We start from the raw sequence: 18,844 nt of genomic DNA on the forward strand, positions 1-18,844 counted from the left end.
TGAGCACCGCCTCCGCAACGCGCCCACCCGGCCGCGCGCCATGGGTCCCGGCGACGGCGATGTCCTGTCAGCGGCGGAGTGCCGGCGCCGACAGGTCGCTGGCGGCTTCGCCCTCACCGGCGGCGCGCTGGGGACCGAGCACACGCGAGCCTGTTGCCACGTCGGTACGTGCACACCGAGCAGTCGCGCAGCCGGTGAGCGGTGCCGGCCGGGCCACCGCCGACGACGAGCAGGTCAGGCGCCGGCGCCGGTCACCGGAGCCGTGCGGCATCCCGACCTCCCCGGCGCCGCAGCGTGTTCACCACGTCGGCAGGCAGCTCGATCGGGTCCGCCGCGACCACCTGCCCGGGGTTGATGCCCGGTCGACGCACCCCTCGGTCGGCGAGGCGGTCGACGTGCTGCTCAACCCGCCCGGGGAAGTCCTCGCCGAGCGCACGGTGGTCGACCACGAGCACGAACATCCCGATCGCCGGCGACTGCGATCCGGCGTGGAACGCAGGGGCGTCCACCGACCAGAGACCGCCGGCCATCGAGGAGAACAGCTCGACGAACAGCGCGATGTTGGCACCCTTGTAGCCGCCGAAGGGCAGCAGGGCGCCGCTCAGCGCCGCCTCCGCGTCGCTGGTCGGCTGCCCGTCCGCGTCGAGCGCCCACCCCTCGGGCAACGCCTCCCCTCGCGCGGCGCGATCCCGGACGGCGACGAACGCGGTCACACTCGACGCCTGGTCCACCGTCAGCGGCGCCTGCTGCACCCGCGGCACGGAGTAGGACATCGGGTTCGTGCCGAAGACCCGTCCAGTGCCGGGTCCGGCCGCGAGCAGCGCCGGAGAGACCGCGGTGGCCAAGGCGACGAGCCCCGCGTCGGCCAGCCGCTCGGTGAACCAGGCCAACTGACCGCAGGTGTAGGAGCCGTGCTGCACGAACACCGCCACGCCGAAGCGGCACGCGGCCTCGGTCAGACGATCGAAGGCCTCGTCGAAGCCTGCGTGAGCGATGCCTCCGCGAGCATCGCTCCGCACGACGGCGGGAGCCGGGCTGGTCAGGCGAGGAACGGCCCGGCCGTCCAGACGGCCGGCATCCATCGCGTCGAGATAGTCCAACAGGTGCGCCACCCCCACGGCGGTGGATCCGCGGTCCTCGGCGAACAGCGCCGCATCCGTCAGCAGGTCAGCAACCCGCGGCGAGGCACCTGCCGCCGCCAACGCCGCCCGGCACAGCCGATCCACCTCGGCTCGATCCACGACGACACGGTCATCCGGCGCAACGGTCACCGCGCAACTCCTCTCCAGGTAGTGCAGATCGATACGGGACGGCGTTGCTGCCGCAAGGGGGCTCGACGGCGCCCGGAGCACTGCTTCAATCGCGTCGCAGTACGGTGCGCAGCGTCCGCAGTGCCACGGACAGCGCGACGACGTCGGTCCGGCCCGAGGCCTCGAGCGCGGTGAGGGTGTGGCGAGCGCGCCGGACGGCAGGAGCGTGGACCTCCTCCCAGGCAGCCACCGCCGAGGCCGGGTCCCGGCCGGCGTCGGATCCCGGTGTGGTCCGGTCGTGGTTGACGACAGCAGTGGTGAACTCCCGCAGCACCGCGTACAGGTCGTCCCGCAGCGCCGCCCGGGCCAAGGCCGCCCACCGGTCCTCCCGACCCAGACCCGAGATCGCGGCCAGCAGGTCGAACCCGTAGCGCTCGGAGAGCACGAACCAGACCGGCGCGACCTCCCCAGCGGGACGGCCCGTCTCTGCAGCGACCTCCACGACGTCGAGGAGCGGGTAGAAGAACAGCAGGCCGGCCGTCGACAGCGCCTCAGCCTCGTCCACTCCGGCACCGGTGAACCGGTTGGCCAGGTCGCGGACGTAGTCCGAGTCCCGGCCGAGCAGCACATCAGGTACACGGACGGCCAGCGCCCCGATCGCCGGTGCGAAGCGATCGACCTCCCGGGGGACGTCGATTCCCTCCGGGCGGGCGTGGAGGAGCCACCGCACGGCCCGATCGAGCAGCCGCTGGTGCTGCTGCCGCATCAGTGTCTGAATCGAGGCCGGCACCAGCCCGTCGAGGTCCTCGACCGCGCGGGAGCGCTCGCCGAGCTCGAAGACCCGGGCGACGACGGCGTAGGCCCGCACGACCTCCGCGAGGTCGCTGCCGGTCTCCTCGGCGGCGCGGGAGGCGAAGGTGATCCCACCCGCACCGACGACCTCGTTGACCAGGACGGTGGTGGTGATCTCCCGACGCAACGGGTGCTCCGTCACCCAGTCCGAGAAGCGCTCCCCCAGACCGGGCGGGAAGTAGGCCCGCAGGGTCGTCCGCGCCCAGTCCTCGTCCGGCAGTCCGCTGGCCAGGACGGCGGCCCCCAGCGAGATCTTGGCGTAGGAGAGCAGGACGGACAGCTCGGGCATCGTGAGCCCGGCTCCGTCCCGGGCACGCCGGTCGAGCTCTGCCATCGACGGCAGGGCCTCCAGTCCCCGATCGATCTCGCCAGCCGCTTCCAGCGCCTCCAGGAAGCGTGAGTGCGCCGGCAGAAGGTCGGCAGCGCCGACACCTTCCACGGACAGCACCCGGTTCTGCTCGTAGTTGTTGCGCAGCACCAACCGCGCGACGTCGTCTGTCATCTGCTGCAGCGTGCGGTTCCGCTCGTCCGTGTCGAGGAGGCCGTCCGCGACGAGACCGTCGAGCAGGATCTTGATGTTGACCTCGTGGTCACTGCAGTCGACCCCGGCCGAGTTGTCGATGGCGTCGGTGTTCAGCTTCACCCCTCGCCGCGCTGCCTCCACGCGCCCGCGCTGCGTGAGGCCGAGGTTGCCGCCCTCGCCGACGACCCGGATCCGCAGGTCGGCGCCGTCCAGCCGCACGGAGTCGTTCGCCTTGTCCCCGACCTGGCTGTGCGTCTCCGTGGACGCCTTGACGTAGGTGCCGATGCCGCCGTTCCAGAGCAGGTCGACCGGAGCCCGCAGGATGGCGCGGATGAGTTCGTCCGTGCCTAGCGAGCGCGTGCTCTCCGGTAGTCCGAGCCGCGCCGCGACCGGCGGCGTGAGCGGCACCGACTTCGCGGAGCGCGGGTGCACTCCCCCGCCGGGGCTGAGGAGGGTCGGGTCGTAGTCGGCCCACGAGGAGCGAGGCAGGGCGAACAGCCGAGCCCTCTCGCCGAAGGACACCTCCGGATCCGGGTCGGGGTCGAGGAACACGTGCCGGTGGTCGAAGGCCGCGACGAGCCGGATGTGCCGCGAGAGCAGCATCCCGTTGCCGAAGACGTCCCCGCTCATGTCGCCCACGCCGATCACGGTGATGTCCTCGGTGTGGGGGTCGACCCCCAGTTCGCGGAAGTGTCTGCGGACGCTCTCCCACGCCCCCCGGGCGGTGATCCCCATCGCCTTGTGGTCGTAGCCGTTGGAGCCACCGGAGGCGAAGGCGTCCCCGAGCCAGAAGCCCCGCTCCCGCGCGATGCCGTTGGCGATGTCGGAGAACGTGGCGGTGCCCTTGTCCGCGGCGACGACGAGGTAGGGGTCGTCGCCGTCGTAGCGGACGACGTCGGCGGGCGGCACCACGACTCGACGATTGCCGTCGATGCGCAGGTCGTCGGTGACGTCGAGGAGGCCACTGATGAAGGTGCGGTAGCAGGTGACACCCTCCGCCCACCAGGCCTCCCGGTCCACGGCCGGGTCGGGCAGCCGCTTGGCGACGAACCCGCCCTTGGCGCCGGTGGGCACGATGACGGCGTTCTTCACGATCTGTGCCTTGACGAGACCGAGCACCTCCGTGCGGAAGTCCTCCGGGCGGTCCGACCAGCGCAGGCCGCCGCGCGCGACGTCTCCGAAGCGCAGGTGCACGCCCTCCATGCGGGGGCTGTACACCCAGATCTCGTATGTCGGCGTGGGCTCGGGCATGCCGGCCACCCGGGCCGGGTCGAGCTTGAAGGACAGGTGCTGCGGCGGCGCGCCGTCCGTCCCGGACTGGAAGGCGTTGGTGCGCAGCACCGCCTCGACGGTCGACAGCAGTGCGCGCAGGATCCGGTCCGCGTCGCGGCTCGGCACGGCCTCGATCGCGCTGCGGACCGCCGCCAGCGCGGCCCGGGTGGCACGTTCTCGCTCGCCGGGCGCCTGGTTGCGTCGGGGGTCGAAGCGCTCCTCGAACAGCCGAACGATGAGGCGGGTGGCCGTGCCGTCGCTGAGCAGGGTGCTGGAGAGGTAGTCGAGGCTGTAGGGCAGTCCGGTCTGGCGGAGGTAGCGCACCAGCGCCCGGACGACGGCCACCTGCCGCCAGGTCAGCCCCGCCGCCAGGACGAGTCGGCTGAGCGCATCGCTCTCCGCGCGACCGGACCAGGTCGCCGCGAACGCGTCGCAGAACCGAGCGCGGATCCCCTCCGCCTCGTCGTTGAGCACGAGGTCGCGAGGCGGTCGCAGCCCGACGTCGTAGACCCAGACCGAGCGACCGTCGGCTCGCGCCAGGAGGTGAGGACGCTCGTCGGTGACCTCCACGCCGAGGTCCGTGAGGACGGGGAGGACCTCGGACAGCGTGGCCGGCGACGACCGGTAGAGGGTCAGGCGCCACGTCAGCGGTTGCCCATCACCGGCCTCGCGGAGTGCGAGCACGGGCGCGGGCTCCACCGGCGACCCCGGCCGGTCGGTGCGGTCCGCGGGCAACCGGCTGTCGATCGCGGCGAGGACAGCGTCCGCCCGTAGCAGGTCCTCGACCGCGCGGACCGGGGGGACGTCGGCCCGGTACGCGCTCGACACGCCCCTCATCCACCGTCGTGCCAGAGCGGTGCCCTCGGCGGCGCCGAGCCGCTGCCGGGCTGCGTCGAGGACGTCGTCCTCCCAGGAGCGAACCGCCCGCGCGACGACGGCCTCGAGCTCCTCGAAGTCGACCTCCTCAAGGGTCTCGCCGGGACGTGGGCGGACGACCACGTGCAGACGTGCCAGCGCGGACTCGGACACGTGCAGGGCGGTCTCGGCCGTGGCGCCGTCCAGGGCCTGCCGCAGCAGCTCCTCCACCTTGCTGCCGACAGTGGTGGTGTACCGATCCTTCGGGAGGAACACGAGGCACGACAGGAACCCGCCGGCCGCGTCGGAACGCACGAAGAGCCGGGTGCGACGGCGCTCCTGCAGACGCAGGACGGCGAGTGCAGTCGGGAGGATCTCCTCGGTCTCGGCCTGCAACAGCTCATCGCGTGGGAAGAACTCGAGGATGCTGACCAGGTCCCGGGCCGAGTGGCTCCCGGGGGCGAAGCCGGCCCGGCGCAGCACCTCGGCGACCTTCTCGGCGACGACCGGGATGCGCCGCACGCTCTCGGTGTAGGCGCTGGAGGTGAACAGGCCCAGGAACCGGTGCACACCAGCGACCCGACCCTCCGGGTCGAACCTGGTGACGCTCACCGCGTCGTAGTACGACGACCGGTGCACGGTCGCTCGCCGGTTGGTCTTCGTCACACGGAGCACCCGTTCCCTCGCCTGCTCCGGCAGCCGGGTTACCTCACCGTTCTGACTCTCCCGCTCGCCCTTGACCACGCCCAAGGCGGTCTCCGGACACGGGACGAGGCAGAGGTCCCCGCTGACCGGCGGAACGTCGTACTCGGAGTAGCCCAGGAAGGTGAAACGGTCGTCCGCGAGCCAGCGGAGGAAGCGGGCAGTGCTGCACAGGGCGTCCTCGGGAACTCCGACGCCGCCTGCCTCGGCCAGGTCGTCGGCCACTCGCAGCGCCTTCCCGCGCATCGAGTGCCAGTCACGGACGGCCGCGCGGACGTCTGCGAGGACTGAGGTGAGCTCGGCCACGAGCCCGTCCCGCGCTGCAGGGCCGCTCGTGCGGTCCACCTCGATGCGGATCCAGGCCTCGACGGCGTCACCGGACGTCGCGTCGTCGACCGGGTGCAGGTCGAGAAGTGTGCCCGCCTGATCCCGCCGTACGGCGAACCGCGGGTGCACGACTGTCTGTATCCCCTGCCCCAGCCTGGTCAGGGCTGAGGTCAAGCTCTCGACGAGGAAGGGCATGTCCTCGGCGACTACCTCGACCGTGGTCGCGTGGTCACCCGCGCCCGAGACGCCGCCGTCGACGGCACGCACCACGGCCTCACCGGTCGGCCGGCGGGCAGCGGTGGCGACGTGCGAGGTCACGGCCGCGACGAGGTCGCCCGGGGAGCGGTCGGCGAGGTCGGAGGACGCGCTCGCGGCGAAGTACTGCGCGCGTACGCGCGCCGCGGCAGTCGATGAGCGCAACATGACGGGCAAGGCCTGCCACCAGGGGTCGGCGACGGCCGTGGTGCCCGCAGGCTCGGACTGTCCTGCCGGTTCGGCAGGAACGGTGCGGACGGGCGACGGAGGCATCCTCGGCTCCAGACGGTCTGTCGGGTGGCGCTCAGCAGCGATCGGTGGCTGCCCGCCGGACCGCGGGCAGGTACCGGCGGGAGGTCAGGAGGTGAGCGACGCCTCCAAGGAGGCGGCCACAGCAGCAGTCCCTGCCTCGGCGTCGCGGCGGCCACCTCCTCCTCCGGAGGGCGGAAGAGCCCGGTGAGGGTCCGAACGACGCACAGCTCCCTCGGCTGCCCGCACCCGACCACCGTGGCTTCACCGGAGGAGCGGAGACGTCGTACCCGACACAGGTCAACCGGTCGGTCCTCGACGGCGAGCCGGAGCGACGTCGGCGAGGCGGGCAGCATGCTCCGTCGACCTCCGAAGATCTATGAACGGCCGTCAGCAGTGACGGCAACGACCCGGCGCCGGGCCGAGAGCCTGCCCCGGCGCCGGACCAGGTCCTGCCGAAATTGAACTGAAGTTTCACAAGGTTAGACAGTGGAGAGCTGGCCGTCAATGGCTAGCAGCGACGTGGCCGGGACACCCAGCGGAGACTTACCTCAGGTCGCCTCGCTGACCGGCGCGCAACTGCTCGGTGTCGTACCCTCCGGGCGGATCGCGCTCGGCGACGGCCGGCCCGCCGACCGGATCGCCGTCGTCAACCACGGCCGGCCCTGCACTTCGGGCGGTTCACCTTCACCGCCCTGCCCGCCCAGCACAGCCCCCGGCGAGATCACTCCCGGCACCATCGAGACGCCGCCGGCCCCGCCGGCCGGATGACCGCCTACAGGACCGATGACAGCTATCCCCTGCATGTCGCGCACGGCGAGCGCGCGCTGCCGATCTACGCAAGCGCCAGGTACCTGCCCGGCGCACTGGCCGGGCATCGCGCCGACACCGTGTCCCTCGGCATCGCCGCCCGCGGTCGGCAGCCCGAGTCCTTTCGCGACGCCCACTGACGCGAGACAGTCACCGCCACCGGCGCGCGCCGCTTCGTCCCCATCCACTGGGACGACCTCCCCGCGCCCATGCACCGCCCGCTGCGGCCGCTGCCGGCACCCTTCGACGACGTGCCGACCAGCCTGCGCTGGTCGCAGCAACGGCATCGACGCCCTCCGCCGCAGCGTCTACTTCGACGCCATCGACATCGCCCCGCAATACTGGATGTCTCAAGATCACGAGCCGTCACACCTCTTGCATCTGCGGTACGAAGAGGCGCCCCGTCGCCGAGGCGAGGTGCTCGCGGGCGTCACCGGCGAGGCTCGACCTTTTGCTGCCCGCCGTGTTCTCCGTGGCCTTCGCAATGAGTGCCCGTCGGTGACGTCCGCCGGCGTCCTGGGTGGTTGACGCTTGATAGGAGCATGGGGCCACCGCGGCCCGCAGATGCATGCGCTGCGCCCGGACACCGGTCTTCCGCGAGCTCGTTCCGACGCGGAAGGAGTCTGTGTGCTCGCCGGAATCGACACCCACAAGGACACCCTCGCGGTGGCCGTCATCGACTCGGCCGGCCGCCCGGTCGTGGTCACCGAGATAGCCAACACCGAGGCAGGCTTCACCGACCTCGAGCAGCTGCTGGTCGAGCACGCGGTGACCCGGGTCGGCATCGAGGGCTCGGGCAACTACGGCCGCGGTGCCGCCGTGCACCTGGTGCTCACCGGCCCGGCCGAGGTGGTGGAGGTGCCGCCCAGCCTCACCTCCCGGGAGCGTTCCGGGCGGCCGGGGGCAGGCAAGACCGATCCGGTCGACGCGGTCGCGATCGCCCGGATCACCGCCCGGGAGCCCGGCCTGCCGGCGGTGCGTCTGGCGGTCGGTCAGGCCGCGGATCTGCGGGCGCTGGCCGACTACCGCGCCCAGTTGGTTGCCGAGCGCACCGCGCTGGCCAACCGCACGCACACCGAGCTGCACGGGCTGCTGCCCGGCTACCAGGCCCAGGTTCCGCGGCTGACCGCGCCGACGTTCATCGCCGCGGCCACCGACCTGCTCGCCGACCAGACCGGCGTGCGGGCGCAGCTGACCCGCCGGCGGCTGATCCGGCTGGCGGAGCTGACGGCAGAAATCCAGGAGGTCGCCGCACTCATCACCACCGCGGTCGCCGAGATCGACACCGGCCTGACCGGCCTCTACGGCCTCGGCCCGATCGGGGCGGCCACCATCCTGGGCGAGGTCGCCGACGTTCGCCGCTACCGATCCCGGCACGCCTTCGCCGCGGCCAACGGCACCGCTCCGCTGCCGGCCTCCTCAGGGCGCACCACCCGGCATCGGCTCAACCGCTCGGGCAACCGCACGCTGAACCGGGTGCTCTACACGATGGCGATCACCCAGATCCGCGCCGATACCGAGGGCCGCGCCTACTACCTGCGCAAACGCGCCGAAGGCAAGACCGGACGCGAAGCCCTGCGCTGCCTGAAACGACGACTCTCCGACGTGGTCTACAAGACCCTGCACGAAGACCTCGCATCCGGGCGGGCGCCGGCCGCGATAGGACGGTGAGTGCGGCAGCGGCAAACGGGACGCGTCTCTACGGCCGAAGCCAGCTGCGCGACAGGTTCACAGTCCCAGACCTGCTCTTCGCTGCGGCCAGTCCACCGCACCCACCGCCGGGCAAAACGCTACCGCCGGAGCCCTTGCACATAGGAGCTCATTCGGCGTCCCGGAACTCGTTGTAACGAGCTTCCGGAGGTCGCCTCGGACGCTGGGGACATGGGGAGAGGGAGCAGCGCCAGCTACCGGGCGCGCCGTCAGGAGCGTGAGCGTCAGCGCCGGGAGCGCTCTGTACGGGGAACGCCAAGGAGGTCCCGGCCCGGCGCGCCGCGTCCGCTGGCGGGGCGGCGAGCGGCCATGTCCGGCGGGCAACCGCCTCGTCCTGTGCCTGGTGCGGCGGTGTGACCCTGCCGCGCTCGCGAGGACCAATCCCGAGGTGGTGCTCGGTCACCTGCCGCTACCAGGCATGGGAGCAGGCATGGGCCGCAGCGTCCGGCCGCGCAGCTCTTGAAGTCGTCAAGCGGCGGCCCGCGGTTCCGGCGCAGACCTCACCGAGCCGACGGAACTGACCTTTCATCCTGCACGAGCTCACGACGCAGCTCGATGCCGGCCGTGTCTACGACCGTGACTCGGCGCACTGTCCGTCGAGCTCGGGTTGCTACTGGAGGCAGACCGGCGCCGACCGCGCCTCCGTGGTGCTCTTCGACTTGCGCTGAGGGGAGTCCTCGTGCACTCCAGCACCCCTTCCGGGCAACTGGAGGATCGGCCGGGACGGACGCACCGCAGGTGTGTCGGCGCTGCAGGCGCCGGCTATCGGAGGTGCCCTGCAAACTCGTCCCCCACAGTCGGTAGCGCTCGCTCGTCGCCGCACGTCGGCGACTTCGCCGCGAGCACCCCGGACTGCCGTGGATCTCGACGAGCTGCGGATCAGCCGAGCTGCGATCGTGACAGTCGCGCAGGCCGCGGTCTCTCGGTGTCGACGCGCGCACGGGGAGCTGTGCCAGTGAGAACGGCGAGCTGCCGGCACCCCGCCTCGGCCGGCGTGTGCCGTCCTCTGCTTGCCCCTCGTGGCCGCGCTGAGATGAGTGTCGAGGAAGGTCAAGCCGGAGCCTTCGACGCCCGCTCCGGTGACCGGTGGGCAGCCGCCCGACCACAGGCGCTCGGCCGGTCCGCTGGTCTCTGCCCCAGCGGCGAGACACCCGACGGCCCGCCACCGTTCCTCCGCAATCAGTACGGCGGATGCTGGACGTGGGGAAGCCCGTCCCCGCCCCGTTCGCAAGCGCCCAGGCGGAGCCGAGCTCGTGATACCCACCGTGATGGTGCCGACGGCGGATCCGGTGGGATCAGGTGGAGTCTCCGCCGCGCTCGACGGTCACCTCAACCCACCCGCCGCGGGAGGTCCAGCGCGTGGCCGCGGTGCCGGCGTCGACCACCCGCGCCCGTCCCGGCGCAACGCCCGCGCCTCGACGCCGTGCCGGGACCGGCCCGTCGGTCCCTGGTGCCGGAGTGCCTCGCCGGGTTCAGTCGCCACAGCCGGTAGGTCCACGGCAGGTCGTAGAGGAGGACGTAGGCCGTGTAAGGGGCCAGAACAAGCCGCGCGCGTGGGTCACCCGCGACCGACCGCTGCAGCGCCGCGAGAGGAAGCAGGAACGAGCACAGGCCGACGAAGCCGGCACGAGTGCTCCGCCGGCCGAAGAAGACACCGTTCCAGGACTCGTTGCCCACCAGCACCGCCAGGCTCCATGCGGTGCTCCTGGCGTCGCGACGGTCGATGCTCCGTGCCAGCACGTAGCCGATGACCCCGTAGTACGCCACGCCCACGCCGAGGAAGGCGGGCATCGGCAACTGCCAGCGGGGCGCGGTGAGGCCCCGGAACCAGGCCATCGCCGGCTTCCCGATGAAGGCGTTCCCGGCGACGGCGGCCCCGCCCGCGCAGGCGCTCGCCTGGAGCACGGATCGCCGCCTCATGGCGTCCCCGACCCTGTGCCGCCTGCGGCGACCGCACCGGTACGCGCGGGCTCCTCCGCCCGCCTCTTGAGCGCCTCGTTCATCGCCGCGAACGCGGGCAGGGTGCTCCGGTCCAGCGACGCGGCCACGAACGGGACGAGGATCCCCCGGAAGGTCTCCGACTGCACCAGCCGGGTGCCGCCGGCCTGCGGCTGCAGCGCGAAGGTGTGCTCGGCGTCCATCAGCCCGGGCATGACCAGCCTGCCGCGCCACCGCAGCACGCGGCCGGCGTCGACCTCGATCAGTCGGGGGCGCATGGTCATCGCCCGCCCGCCGACCGGCTGCATCGTCAGCGTCAGCCGGCGGCCCGGGCCGACGGCTCCCTCCGCCCGGACGATGAACGGGTTCCACTCCGGGTACGCGGCGAGGTCGGTGAGCACCTCCCACACCCGCTCGGGCGTCGCTGCGATGCCGACGTGGGCGGACAGCTGCTTAGACATGACGTTCTCCTTCGAGCGGCGAGGGGTGTCGCGGGATGGAACCGCGAACGGTCGTGCGGGTTCCAGGTGCTCACGGAGGAAGGCGACCTGCGCGGCCACCGCCCAATCGGCCGCGGGGCCGGCGCCGGGGGTGGGGTACGCGTGCAGGGCGCCGGGCGGGCTCCTCGGGGGAGTCGACGGCCACGCCCGCGTCTCGGAGCCGCTGTCGCAGCGGGCGGACGTCGTGGACGAGCAGGCCGCGGGTCCCCGCGGCGAGGTGCACCGGCGAGAGCCCGGCCAGGTCGCTGTACAGCGGGGACAGCCGGTCGTCACCCGGCGGGGTCCGGCCGGCGTAGCCCGCAGCCGACGGCTGCAGAGCCGGCGGCCGAGGACTGGGGCGTCCGGCGCTGTCCCGGGGATCTGGGGACTGGTGCCGGTCAGGTCGACCCACGGCGCCGTGCCGGTCACCGTCGCCCCGCCGGGACGGGGCCGGTCACGCGCACGGCGCCGGCCGGGGACGTGGGAGCCCGGCGCCCCAACCGGCCGCGGCTGGCGGCCAGGACGACCAGGCCCAGGACCGCGCTGGCCACCAGGTGCACCGGGCCCACGCCGTCGTCGGGGTAGAGCCGGGGCAGCAGGCCGGGACCGCCGAACCCGCTGCCGTCGGTCGCCGCGTTCCCCGCCGCGTGGACCAGGCCGACGACGAGCAGGCTGCCGGTCCGGTTGGCGACCCAGCCCTGCAGGAAGCGGAACGGGATCGCCGTCGCGGTGATGAACAGCAGAACGGCCACCCCGCCGAGCCAGCCGTTGCCGGCCGCGAGAGAGGCGTGCTGCAGCGCGAACAGCGGCCCGGTGGCCAGTGCGGCCCGCACCGGCCCGTGCCGGTCCTGCAGGCGGGTCTGGAGGAAGCCCGTCCAGGCGACCTCCTCCGCCCAGTTGGTGGTGAGGAACCCCAGCAGCAGCTGGACCAGCAGTCCCGACGCCAGCGCCGAGGCGAGCACCCAGGCGGTGGCCACCGGCGGCCCGAGCAGGGCCACGGCCACCGCCGTGGTGGCCACCGGGACGACGACCAGGGCCAGGCCGTACCAGCGCAGCGGTACCCGGACCCGGACCGCGCGCCTGAACAGCGCCCACACCCCCGCCCGCCCGTCGACGACGCGGGTGATCACCACCGCCGGCAGCAGCAGGCCGATCAGGTTGGCTCCGACGACGAATGGAGCCGTGGGCAGGTCGACGTCCCACCACGCGCGCGCGACGACGGGCTGGACGGCGATCGCCTGCCCGACGGGGAAGGACCAGGCCAGGAAGCTCGCGACGGGGTGCCGGCGGATGACCCCGGCCAGCCGGCGCTCCGGCGCCACTGGCGCACTCACCGTGGATTCCCGGCCGCCGCGGGCACCGCCTGCGCCGGAAGGGCCACGTGCTCGTTGCGGATCCCGATGGCCATGAAGCGGGAGAACAGCCGCAGCATCGGTGGCACCCGCGACATGAGGCGCAATGCCACGGGGACCCCCCGCGGCGGGACCGTGCCCCCGGCGGCGCCGAACATCTGCCGCTGGACGCCACGCTGCACCAGCTGGGTGACCCGCGTGGGGAGGTCGCGGCGGCGCTGCACCCGCCGGAGGTCCTGCGGGGTCACGGCACCTCTGCGCAGGGGGCGGACCAGGGCGTTGGCGGCGGCCACCGCGTCTTGGACGGCGAGGTTAATCCCGACCCCCGCGACCGGGGACATGGCGTGGGCGGCGTCCCCGATGCACAGCAGGCCCGGCCGGTACCAGCGGCGCAGCCGGTTGACCCGGACCTCCAGGAAGCCGGTGTCCTCCCAGCTGCGGAGGGCACCGTCGAGCCGGTCGGCCAGGAACGGCATGGCGCGGGCCAGGTCCGCCCGGAGTGCCTCGATGCCCTCGGCCCGGAGCGACGCGACCGTGCCCTTCGGCATGGTGTAGGCGCCCTGCCAGTAGCTGCCCCGGTCGATCATCGGGAGCAACCGGCCGGGAACGAGCCGCGCGAAGGAGGCCGGCGGATCCCCCGGCCCCTTGGGCAGGCGGTACCAGAGCACGTCCATCGGGGCGCCGAACTCGACCGGGGACATGCCCGCCGCCCGCCGCACCGCGGAGGAGCGTCCGTCGGCAGCGACCGTGAGCAGCGCGCACAGCTTCCCCTCGGAGCCGTCCGTCCGCCGGTAGCGGACCCCGGTCACCGTGCCGTCCTCCTCCACGAGCCCCACCACCTCCACCTGCCGGTGCAGGGTGAAGGAGGACGACCGCGCGGCCTCGGTGGTGAGGAAGTCCAGCAGCTCGTACTGCGGCACCATCGACAGGCACTGGAAACGACCCGGGAGCCGGGTGAAGTCGCCGAGGGTGAGGAAGCCGTCGTCGGTCATCAGCGAGATGCTGGTCGTGCGCTGCTGGGGCAGCTCCTCGAACCCCTCGAGCAGGTCGAGCTCGGCGAGCACCTGCATCGTCGATGCGTGGACGGTGTCGCCGCGAAAGTCACGCAGGAAGTCCGCGTGCTTCTCGAGGACGACGACGTCGATGCCGGCGCGGCCGAGGAGGAGCCCGAGCACCGCCCCCGCCGGGCCACAGCCGGCGATGCAGACGGTCGTCGTCGCAGGGAGGTCCTGGGTGCTGGTCACGGGATCGTCCTTCCAGCGGGGGATGGGGCGGGGCGGGCGGTCACGACGAACTCGACGACAGGACGGGCGGGGCCGGCGGTTCCTCCGCCGGCTGCGGCCGGCCCGCCCGGTACCGCCGCACCCCCCAGAGGACGGCGGCGTCGCAGATCAGCAGTCCGACCAGCGCGGGCGCGGTCATCGCCCATCCGGTGCCGTCGCCGGCGACGACGCCCCACAGCAGCTTCCCGCCGGCCATGGCGTTCAGGAGCACCAGGCCCCAGACCACCGACCGCTGCCAGAAGGCCAGGCAGTAGAGGGTGAGGGCGAGCGGGGCGAGCGTCGCCTGCGCGACCTTCTGCAGGTCCCAGGTCCCGGTGAGCCACTCCCGCTCGAAGTCGAGGAACTGCAGGATCTGCGGATCGGGCTGGGCCGGCGCCGGGAACCAGAAGATGCTGCTCGCCAGGGCGAGGAGGGTGCCGGCGATGCCCCAGCCGCTGCGCCGGTGGGCGAACCAGGCCAGCGGGATCAGGAACAGCGGCCGGATGTACCAGCTCAGCGGGTTGGCGTGGCGGTCGAAGGCCCAGTCGCCGAAGTCGGCGAGCAGCTGTGCGATGTCCATGGCGGTTTCCTAGGAGTGGGTCGGCGCAGGGGGGCGGGCGTCGGTCCGCGGGGCGGCCGAGGTAGAGCCGGCTGGCAGCCGGAAGGCCAGGACCACCAGCGCGGCGGCGGCCAGGCTGACCGCGGCGAGCGAGATCGACTGCAGGACCTGGTCGGTGGTGGTGGGGAGCACCGACACGTGCGCCTGGTGGTAGAGCTGGTGCGGCAGGTTCGTCACGACGACGGCCAGGCCGACGGCGCGGGCGACCCACACGACCCCGGTGAGCAGCGCGACGAGCGCGGCGGTGCCGACGGCGAGGTTGCCCAGGCCGACGTCGCGGAGCAGGTGCTCGTTGTAGGGGCCGTCCGGGCTGACCCAGTGGTGTCCCATCCCGGGGAAGTCGGCGTAGAAGGAGGCCGGGAACACGGCCTGCCAGAGGCCGATCCCGAGTCCGAAGAGGGCGAACCACCCGAGCAGGACCTTGACGGCGAGTCGCATGCGGGCCTCCGGAGGAGTGGGGATCCGGTCGGGCGTCGGCGAGGTCCCGGCGTCCCGGGGAGACCGTCGGACCCGGCCCTTGACGGATCGTGGGCGTCTCCTTGACGGGTCCGGGCGCGGGCGCTGCGCCGAGGGACGGAGATCCGGCCGTTACGGGGCAGGATGGTCCGACGGCGGGGCCGGGGAGGCGGGTGGGCGGTGCAGTTCGACATCCTCGGGCCGCTGCAGGTCCGCGACGCGGGACGGCCGCTGCTCCTCGGGCGGCCGAAGCAGCGCGCCGTCCTGGCGATCCTGTTGCTCGACGCGGGCCGGGTGGTCTCCCTCGACCGGCTGGTCGAGGAGCTGTGGGGCCCGCAGTCACCGCCGCAGGCCCTGGCGTCGGTGCAGGCCTACGTGTCCCACCTGCGCCGGCTGCTGGAGCCGCAGCGGGCACCGGGGGCCCCTGCGACGGTGGTCGTGGCCCAGCCGCCGGGTTACCGCATCGTGCTGGGCTCGGGTGACCTCGACGCCGCCCGCTTCGAGACCCTCGCGCAGGCCGGACACGACCTCCTGCAGCACGGGGAGGCACCGCGGGCCGCGGAGACGCTGCAGGCGGCCCTCGGGCTGTGGCGGGGGCCGGTCCTGGCCGACCTCGCCGATGCGCCGTTCGTGCAGGCCGAGCGGACCCGGCTGGAGGATCTCCGGCTGACCGCGCTGGAGGACCGGCTCAGCGCCGACCTCGCCATCGGCCGGCACGCCCGGATCGTCGCCGAGCTCGAGCGGCTGACGGGCGAGCACCCGTTCCGCGAGCGCCTGCAGGGTCTGCGCATGACCGCCCTCTACCGCTGCGGACGGCAGGCCGAGGCGCTGCAGAGCTACCAGCACTTCCGCGTGCAGCTGCGGGAGGAGCTCGGTCTGGACCCCGGCCAGGCGCTCCGGGACCTCCACCGCGACGTCCTCGGCCAGGCTCCGCACCTGGACTGGAGGGCTGCTGGCGCCGAGCACCGCGGCGCGCCCGGACCAGCTGCCGCCCTGGAGCCGGACGCGTCCGGCTCTCCCGACGCGACGGCGGACGTCCAGGCTGCGGGCGCTGCGGCGCCGTCCGCTCCCGGCCGCCTGGTCGGGCGCGACGCGCAGCTGCGGGTGGTCGACGAGGCGCTGGCCGGGACGGCGAGCGGCCGGGGGCGGATGCTCCTGGTGGCGGGCGAGCCCGGGATCGGCAAGACGCGACTCGCCGAAGAGGCGGTACGGCGTGCCCGTAGCTCCGGCGTCACCGTGGCCTGGGGCCGCAGCGACCAGGACGCCGGCGCCCCGCCGTTCTGGCCGTGGACGCAGGTGCTGCGCGACCTGCTGGGGGATGGATCGGCCCGGCCACCCGCGGCCAGGCCGGACGACGACACCGCCGACACCGACACCGACACCGCCGAGCTGGTCCGCATCCTGCCGGAACTGGCGGGCGGCGGACCGCGGGCCGCCGCCCCGGTGGTCGACCCGGAGGCGTCCCGCTTCCGCGTGTGCCAGGCGGCCACCGCGACCCTCCTGCGGCTGACCCGCGGACGGCGCCTGCTGGTGGTCCTCGACGACCTGCAGTGGGCCGACGTCGCCTCCCACCGGCTGCTGGCCCACCTCGCCACGACGCTGGCCGACGCCCCCGTGGTCGTGCTGGTGACCTACCGGGACAGGGACCTCGACGGCGGGGAGCCGCTCGCCGACACCCTTGCCGCGCTGGCCCGCACGGCGCCGGTGGACCGGCTGGAGCTGGCCGGACTGGAGGTCGCCGACGTCGCCCGGGTCATGGCGTCGCACGTCGGCACGGACCCCGACGAGAAGCTGGCGCGGCTGGTCAGCGATCGCACCGGCGGCAACCCGTTCTTCGTCCTCGAGGTGCTGCGCCTGCTCGGCAGCAGCGGCTGGCCGCAGCGGGCTCCGGGCGAGGCGGCGTCGCTGGTCGCGCAGCAGGTCCCCGCCGGCGTGCGCGACGTCCTCCGCCGACGCCTGGGCCGGCTCCCCGACCAGACCCGCACGGTGCTGCTGGTCGCGGCCGTCGTCGGTCAGCAGTTCGACCTCGACGTCCTCCGCGCCGTGACCGGGCTCGACGACGACGACGCCCTCGCCGCCGTCGAGCTCACCGTGTCCGCCGGCCTGGTCGTCGAGGACCTGGTCACGGTGGGCCGCTTCCGCTTCGCGCACGCCCTGGTCCGCGAGGCCATCTACGGCGAGATCAGCCGTGCCCGCCGGGCCCGACTGCACGCCCGCGTGGGACAGGCGCTGCTCGACCGGCGCGGCGACGACGCCGACTCCGTCCTGCAGCTGGCCCAGCACTGGTGGCTGGCCGCACCGGTGGTCGGCGCCGAGCGGGCGATCCCGCACGTGATGGCCGCGGCCGAACTGTGCCTCGACACCTTCGCCCACGAGGAGGCCGAGCGGCAGCTGCGCCGCAGCCTCGACCTGCTGGCCGCCGCGGCGCCGACCACCGGTCGCAGCTCCTCCGAGCTGGCCGTCCAGCAGCGCCTGGGCACGCTGCTCGTGCAGCTGCACGGCAGCGGCTGCGAGCACGCGTGGGCCTGCTTCGGCCGGGCCCGCGAGCTGGCCGACCAGCTCGGCGACGTCCCGGCCCTGCTGGCCGCCTGCCGCAGCCTGTACGAGGTGGCCTTCGCCCGGGCCGACCACTCGGCCGCCGCCGCCCAGGCCGAGGCCATGCTGGCCATCGCCCGGAGCAGCGACGACCCGGCCGCCATCGTGGTCAGCCACCTGTCCCTGGGCCGCACGCTGTGGTCCCAGGGCCGGCTGGCCGCCGCCAGGGAGCACCTCGAGCAGGGCCTGCACGTGGCGGGAGCACGGGACAGCCAGGAGTTCCTGCCGCCGAGGATCGTGCTGCAACTCCAGCTGGCCGCGGTGCTCACCTCGCTCGGCGAGGCGGACGCGGGGGTCGACCTGCTGGCCGGGGCCGTCGAGGCGGCGCGCGGAGGATCCCCGTTCTCGCACGCCCTCACCGTGACCGGAGCGGCTCTCGTCTCCGCCATGCGCCGCGACCCCTCCGCGGCGCGCACGTGGGCCACCGAGGCGCTGCAGCTGGCCGAGCGGTGGAACCTCCCCTGGCCGGCCGGGTACTCGGCGGTGGTGCTCAGCTGGGTGCGCGCGATCGAGGGTGATCCCACGACCGCGATCCCCGACCTACGGGGCCACCTGGCACAGATCGAGGCCGGCGGCACCCAGCACCTGGTCGGCTGGGGGCTCGGCCTGCTGGCGGAGGCGCACCTGCGCGACGACCGGCCCGTCGAGGCGCTGCGCCTGCTGGACGACGCGCTGGCTCGGGTCGAGCGCACCGGTGAACGCTCCTACGAGTCCGAGCTGCACCGGCTGCGGGCACTGTGCCTGGCTGCGCTGACGCCACCGCGCGCCGAGGAGGCCCGCGACGCTCTCCGGCAGGCGGCCGCCGTCGCGCGCGAGCAGGGGTCGGTGATGCTGCTGCGGCGCGCCGTCGAGACGTGCGAAGCGGTGGGCAGCGAGCGTCACAAGGTCAGCTGCGACCACCCCGACCCGGACGGCTGATCCTGCTCGCACGGGACGAAACCGGTCCGGACGAGCAGCGCGGCGACCCGGCGCTCGGGGACCGGCGGGGCGGTGAGCTCCTCGACGCCCGACGCCCGGAGCGCGTCGGCGACCTCGCCCACCAGCCGGCGTCCGAGGGAGGGGTCTCGGTAGGGCGCCGCCACGGCCAGACCGCACAGCCGGGCCGTGGCGCCTCCGATGGAGACCACCGCCACTGCCGCGAGGCAGGCGTCCTCCCTCGCGGTCAGGTCGCACAGGCCGTACCACACGCAGGTCGAGTCGTGGTCGTCGAGACCGCAGTCCGGTAACAGCCGGGCGGCCCGTCGCCGCTCCGGGCCCGCGTCGAGCCGCCGGAAGACGATCCCGGCCGGTGAGCCGCGTGGTGTCGCCGTCATCGCCCCTCCCGGTCCCTTCGACTGT

12 protein-coding genes are annotated in these 18,844 nt (G+C 73.6%); 3 read left to right on the top strand and 9 right to left on the bottom strand.

Translation table 11 applies throughout. The annotated features are described in order from the left end of the window. Positions 1-251: 251 nt before the first annotated feature. Together BLQ97_RS23385 and BLQ97_RS14830 are read right to left on the bottom strand one after the other, a co-directional pair. The gene (locus BLQ97_RS23385; protein ID WP_175471751.1) at positions 252-1,271 is read right to left on the bottom strand and encodes an Ldh family oxidoreductase; all 1,020 of its coding nucleotides are present in this window, start codon (positions 1,269-1,271) and stop codon (positions 252-254) included. Between the two features lie 85 nt (positions 1,272-1,356). Then, positions 1,357-6,204: an NAD-glutamate dehydrogenase gene (locus tag BLQ97_RS14830; protein WP_139173669.1), complete on the bottom strand. Its 4,848-nt coding sequence runs from the start codon at positions 6,202-6,204 to the stop codon at positions 1,357-1,359. Positions 6,205-7,052: 848 nt separating this feature from the next. Here BLQ97_RS14830 and BLQ97_RS14835 point away from each other — a divergent pair. Together BLQ97_RS14835 and BLQ97_RS14840 are read left to right on the top strand one after the other, a co-directional pair. Continuing rightward, positions 7,053-7,235 (top strand): hypothetical protein, encoded by a 183-nt coding sequence (locus BLQ97_RS14835; protein ID WP_091366767.1) that lies wholly within the window; start codon positions 7,053-7,055, stop codon positions 7,233-7,235. A 424-nt stretch (positions 7,236-7,659) separates the two neighbouring features. Further along, the gene (locus BLQ97_RS14840; RefSeq protein ID WP_245692207.1) at positions 7,660-8,766 is read left to right on the top strand and encodes an IS110 family RNA-guided transposase; all 1,107 of its coding nucleotides are present in this window, start codon (positions 7,660-7,662) and stop codon (positions 8,764-8,766) included. 1,368 nt (positions 8,767-10,134) lie between these two features. Here the strand turns inward: BLQ97_RS14840 and BLQ97_RS14845 are convergent. The 6 genes from BLQ97_RS14845 to BLQ97_RS14870 all read right to left on the bottom strand — a co-directional run bounded on the left by BLQ97_RS14845 (position 10,135) and on the right by BLQ97_RS14870 (position 14,893). Then, positions 10,135-10,710, bottom strand: coding sequence for a tryptophan-rich sensory protein (locus tag BLQ97_RS14845; RefSeq protein WP_175471752.1), 576 nt, complete (start codon positions 10,708-10,710; stop codon positions 10,135-10,137). A gap of 11 nt (positions 10,711-10,721) precedes the next feature. Then, positions 10,722-11,204, bottom strand: coding sequence for an SRPBCC domain-containing protein (locus tag BLQ97_RS14850; protein WP_091366770.1), 483 nt, complete (start codon positions 11,202-11,204; stop codon positions 10,722-10,724). Positions 11,205-11,647: 443 nt separating this feature from the next. After that, the gene (locus tag BLQ97_RS14855; protein WP_091366771.1) at positions 11,648-12,556 is read right to left on the bottom strand and encodes a CPBP family intramembrane glutamic endopeptidase; all 909 of its coding nucleotides are present in this window, start codon (positions 12,554-12,556) and stop codon (positions 11,648-11,650) included. After that, the gene (locus BLQ97_RS14860) at positions 12,553-13,818 is read right to left on the bottom strand and encodes an FAD-dependent oxidoreductase (RefSeq protein WP_091366772.1); all 1,266 of its coding nucleotides are present in this window, start codon (positions 13,816-13,818) and stop codon (positions 12,553-12,555) included. The genes BLQ97_RS14855 and BLQ97_RS14860 overlap by 4 nt, the downstream gene beginning before the upstream one ends. 40 nt (positions 13,819-13,858) lie before the next feature. Beyond that, on the bottom strand, positions 13,859-14,416 hold the full coding sequence (locus BLQ97_RS14865) for a hypothetical protein (protein ID WP_091366773.1): 558 nt from the start codon (positions 14,414-14,416) through the stop codon (positions 13,859-13,861). 9 nt (positions 14,417-14,425) lie between these two features. After that, positions 14,426-14,893 carry a hypothetical protein gene (locus BLQ97_RS14870; protein ID WP_091366774.1) on the bottom strand — a complete coding sequence of 156 codons (468 nt, stop codon included), beginning with the start codon at positions 14,891-14,893 and terminating at the stop codon, positions 14,426-14,428. A gap of 198 nt (positions 14,894-15,091) precedes the next feature. On the opposite strand from BLQ97_RS14870, the gene BLQ97_RS14875 reads away from it, so the two are divergent. After that, a complete protein-coding gene (locus BLQ97_RS14875) occupies positions 15,092-18,424 on the top strand; it encodes an ATP-binding protein (RefSeq protein ID WP_175471753.1) in 3,333 nt (1,110 codons plus the stop codon). Here BLQ97_RS14875 and BLQ97_RS14880 read toward each other — a convergent pair. After that, positions 18,385-18,819 (bottom strand): GNAT family N-acetyltransferase, encoded by a 435-nt coding sequence (locus BLQ97_RS14880; RefSeq protein ID WP_091366776.1) that lies wholly within the window; start codon positions 18,817-18,819, stop codon positions 18,385-18,387. The two genes, BLQ97_RS14875 and BLQ97_RS14880, sit on opposite strands and share 40 nt — an antisense overlap. Between the last annotated feature and the right edge of the window lie 25 nt (positions 18,820-18,844).

Source organism: Geodermatophilus telluris (assembly GCF_900102745.1).
Lineage (GTDB): Bacteria > Actinomycetota > Actinomycetes > Mycobacteriales > Geodermatophilaceae > Geodermatophilus > Geodermatophilus telluris.

Bases quoted from the DNA above. Each gene is read 5' to 3' on its own strand.
- BLQ97_RS14850 (WP_091366770.1), bottom strand. From the start codon at position 11,204: ATGTCTAAGCAGCTGTCCGCCCACGTCGGCATCGCAGCGACGCCCGAG.
- BLQ97_RS14835 (WP_091366767.1), top strand. From the start codon at position 7,053: ATGACCGCCTACAGGACCGATGACAGCTATCCCCTGCATGTCGCGCAC.
- BLQ97_RS14840 (WP_245692207.1), top strand. From the start codon at position 7,660: ATGCATGCGCTGCGCCCGGACACCGGTCTTCCGCGAGCTCGTTCCGAC.
- BLQ97_RS14880 (WP_091366776.1), bottom strand. From the start codon at position 18,819: ATGACGGCGACACCACGCGGCTCACCGGCCGGGATCGTCTTCCGGCGG.
- BLQ97_RS14830 (WP_139173669.1), bottom strand. From the start codon at position 6,204: ATGTTGCGCTCATCGACTGCCGCGGCGCGCGTACGCGCGCAGTACTTC.
- BLQ97_RS14865 (WP_091366773.1), bottom strand. From the start codon at position 14,416: ATGGACATCGCACAGCTGCTCGCCGACTTCGGCGACTGGGCCTTCGAC.
- BLQ97_RS14870 (WP_091366774.1), bottom strand. From the start codon at position 14,893: ATGCGACTCGCCGTCAAGGTCCTGCTCGGGTGGTTCGCCCTCTTCGGA.